Origin of the sequence: uncultured Rhodoblastus sp. (genome assembly GCF_903903185.1) — a bacterium.
GTDB lineage: Bacteria > Pseudomonadota > Alphaproteobacteria > Rhizobiales > Beijerinckiaceae > Rhodoblastus.
Genome location: NZ_CAIUXT010000006.1, coordinates 1 through 3,141 on the forward strand (window position 1 = coordinate 1; position 3,141 = coordinate 3,141).

A 3,141-nucleotide genomic window follows, 5' to 3' on the forward strand; every position below is an offset into this window, starting at 1 on the left:
GTAAGCGGTACGCCGCAGCCACGGGCTGATTTTTGATTTCGGTTAGCGGCGGTGCGGCGAGCGCGATTTTGCAAGGCGCCGACTGGAAGCGCGCCGATCCGCGCAGTGCCGGTATAGAATGGGCACGACGTTGGCGATCGCGCCGGGAGCAGTTGTCGCGATCCGATCGAGTTCAGGTTCCGGGACATCGGGCATCATCCGGCGGCCGACCAGGTGAACCGAAAGGATTGGCGCCAGCGTCTGCCGGAACGAGGAAAGCATGATCTTGTCCCATGCTTTGGCGCGCAGTCCGACCCCCAGCATGAACCCGATTGTCCATTGCTCGGCGACGATGGCGCCCTCGTCCTGCATGAACATCGGCAGATAGGCTTCCGGCCGATGGGCCAGGATCTCGCCGACCTCATCGTGGCGACGCATAATTGATTGCGCCAGGGATTGGGTCTGGGATCCCGGAGCAGCGGCGATCGCGCGGTCGCCGATAATCTGCCGCAGCCATTCATCCCGCTCGATAAAGGCGGGGCCTGCGACGACTGCGGCGATCAGGCCGTCAATCGCGCTCATGCCGACGAAGTCGTCATCTCCCTCGCCACGCAGGATCAGATCGACTTCTTCATACGAGAACAGCGATTGCTGCGTCATGCAGCCGCCTTGACCGGCTGCGCAGGCCGGTCGGGCTTCCAATTCCACGCCAACAGCTCATGCAGCCGGTCGTTTGTCGTGCGGCCTGAGACCATCCGCTCCAACACATCGGTCAAATAACTTTCGGGATCAAGGCCATTCATTTTGGCCGTGTTCAGGAGCGAAGCTATAATCGCCCAGGTCTGGCCCCCGCCTTCGTCTCCGCAAAACAGGCTGTTCTTTTTTCCGATGGAGATCGGCCGGATCGAACGTTCGACGGTGTTGGTGTCCGGCTCCAGCCGCCCGTCCTCCAGGAACAAGGTCAGGCCGGCCCAGCGTTCGAGCGCGTAGTCGATCGCTTTGACCAGGGTCGAACCGCGCGATATCCCATCCTTGGTCTCTTCGAACCGGGCCTTCAACGCTTCCATCAGCGGCTTTGTCTCGGCCTGCCGCACGGCGCGGCGCTGGGCGGCGTCCAGGCCGCGGATCTTCTTTTCGATCGCGTAGACGGCGCCGATGCGCTCGATGACTTCCTTGGCGAAGGGCGAGTTGGTCGTCTTGTGGACTTTGACGAAATTCCGGCGCGCATGAACGAGACAAAACGCCAATTGGATCTTGCCGGCGTGCGCCTTGTCTCCCGCCAGCGCCGTGTAGGCGGCATAGCCATCGACTTGCAGCACGCCCTCGAAGCCAGCCAATTGTCCGGCGATCTCCTTCTTGCCCCGGCCGTCCGCGAAGATATAGGCGACCGCTGGCGGCGCGGGCCCTTTCCAGGAGCGATCGTCCGTGGCGTGGGCCCAGAACTGACATATCTTCGTTCGGCCTCGCCCAGGATCGAGCACTCGCACGGGAGTTTCGTCGACAAACAGGCGCGGATGCGCATGCATGGCGGCGATCTGCGCGAGATAAAGGCCCTTCAGCATCCAGGCCGTCCGTTTCATCCACCGGGCCAGCGTCTGGCGATCGATGGAGACGCCTTGGCCGGCCAGGATCAGCGCCTGACGATACAGCGTCGAGCCCCAGGCGTATTTCGCCGCGGCAACCCAGGCGACGAGCGCGGTCGAGACCATTCCGCTTTCGATCAGACGTGGCGGCGCGGGGGCCTGAACGACTGCTTCTTCACAACCGCGACAGGCGTATTTCGGCCGGATCGTGCGCAATACGCGCAGCACAGCCGCAACCCGGTCCAGGGTTTCGCTGACGGTCTCGCCGATGCGGTGAAGGCGGCCGGCGCAACACGGGCACACCGTCGTCCTGGGCTCGATCGTCTGCTCGACGCGGGGCAAATGCTCAGGCAGAGCGCCGATATTGCGTTGCGCTTTGCGGCGGACTTTCCGCGTTTGGGCGGGTTGAACGGCGGCGCCGTCGTCATTGGCGGGCGTCGGCATGGCGGCGTTCGTCTCATCGCCATCCAATCCCAGCGATAATTGTTCAGCGACGATGAGGGCGCTTCGTTCCGATCGCGGCCCGAAGACCATTGTCTTCAACGTCGCGACCTCTGTCCGCAGCGCCTCGACTTCGCCGCGTAAATCAAGGATGATTTCGATCAGCTGATCGGGGTCGCGCGGGAGTTTTTCTGGGGGAAGAACCATGAAGAAATACTAGCGCAATTCGCCTTGAATCGCCAGCATAATGAGGCGATTCAAGCCGTTTTATGCGGTCGTTTCACGGGCTTTTTGGCAACCCGGGTCCAGTCAAGTCCGGCAACCAAAACCGACAGTTGCGTCGCCGTCAGAACGATCGCGCCGTCTTGAACCGGTGGAAAAGTGAACGCCCCTTCCTCAAGCCATTTGGTCGCCAGGATTGTTCCTGACCCGTCAAAAACCAGGAGCTTCAAACGGTCCTTGCGTTTCGACCGAAAGACGAAGATATCGCCGCGATAGAAATCCCCGTTCAAAGCCTGCGCGGCCATCGCCACCAGACCATGGACGCCACGGCGAAAATCGATCGGCCGCGCGGCGACCAAAACCTTGCGTTCGTCGCCAAAGCCGATCATCCGGCGCGACGCAGCGCAGCCAGCACGACCGCCAGCGTTTCTGGGTCGACGCCCGCCGGAACGCGCACCAGCGCGCCTCTGGTCTCAATCTCAATCATCCGGCCGGACGACGGCAGCGGTCGAGGCGTCTCACCGACAGCGTCGCCGCTCGCCTTGGTGGTCGCCACTGGAATAAACAGCGGCGCATCCGCCTGCGCCGCTTCGTCAGCCCGCATCCTGGCTTTCTTGCGCCAGGAGTGCAGCAGGCCGCCATGCACGCCGTGCCGTCGGGCGACCGCCGAGATGTTCGCGCCCGGCTCGAAGCTTTCCGCCAAAATCCGCGCTCGTTCGTCATCGCTCCAGCGCCGCCGGCGCGTCGTCCCGGTGATCAACTCGATCCGGCGATAGCTCCCGTTGTCATTGCGATTGTCTTGATGAGTATCATTAGGACTATCATTCTTCACAGCGACACCCGCTCCATCCATGGCCCGACCAGAATGCTAGCGAACGTTCAAAAAATTGGTAGGTGGGGTCGCCGTGCCGCTAAC

At 62.4% G+C, this 3,141-nt stretch carries 4 protein-coding genes; all 4 read right to left on the reverse strand.

Annotation, left to right across the window (positions count from 1 at the left end; translation table 11 throughout):
• Window positions 1-42: 42 nt before the first annotated feature.
• Genes QZY01_RS00235 through QZY01_RS00250 form a run of 4 tightly spaced genes read right to left on the reverse strand, consistent with a single transcriptional unit; the run spans window position 43 to window position 3,078 of the window.
• The gene (locus QZY01_RS00235) at window positions 43-639 is read right to left on the reverse strand and encodes a UPF0149 family protein (protein WP_294531924.1); all 597 of its coding nucleotides are present in this window, start codon (window positions 637-639) and stop codon (window positions 43-45) included.
• A complete protein-coding gene (locus QZY01_RS00240) occupies window positions 636-2,210 on the reverse strand; it encodes an IS66 family transposase (protein WP_294531926.1) in 1,575 nt (524 codons plus the stop codon). Before QZY01_RS00240 ends, QZY01_RS00235 begins: the two co-directional genes overlap by 4 nt.
• 50 nt (window positions 2,211-2,260) lie before the next feature.
• On the reverse strand, window positions 2,261-2,614 hold the full coding sequence (gene tnpB / locus QZY01_RS00245; RefSeq protein WP_294531928.1) for an IS66 family insertion sequence element accessory protein TnpB: 354 nt from the start codon (window positions 2,612-2,614) through the stop codon (window positions 2,261-2,263).
• Complete coding sequence (locus QZY01_RS00250; protein ID WP_294531930.1) at window positions 2,611-3,078, reverse strand: transposase; 468 nt, start codon at window positions 3,076-3,078, stop codon at window positions 2,611-2,613. The genes tnpB and QZY01_RS00250 overlap by 4 nt, the downstream gene beginning before the upstream one ends.
• Between the last annotated feature and the right edge of the window lie 63 nt (window positions 3,079-3,141).

Excerpts from the sequence above, each read along its gene's own strand:
- QZY01_RS00250 (WP_294531930.1), bottom strand. The coding sequence starts at position 3,078 with ATGGATGGAGCGGGTGTCGCTGTGAAGAATGATAGTCCTAATGATACT.
- tnpB (WP_294531928.1), bottom strand. The coding sequence starts at position 2,614 with ATGATCGGCTTTGGCGACGAACGCAAGGTTTTGGTCGCCGCGCGGCCG.
- QZY01_RS00240 (WP_294531926.1), bottom strand. The coding sequence starts at position 2,210 with ATGGTTCTTCCCCCAGAAAAACTCCCGCGCGACCCCGATCAGCTGATC.
- QZY01_RS00235 (WP_294531924.1), bottom strand. The coding sequence starts at position 639 with ATGACGCAGCAATCGCTGTTCTCGTATGAAGAAGTCGATCTGATCCTG.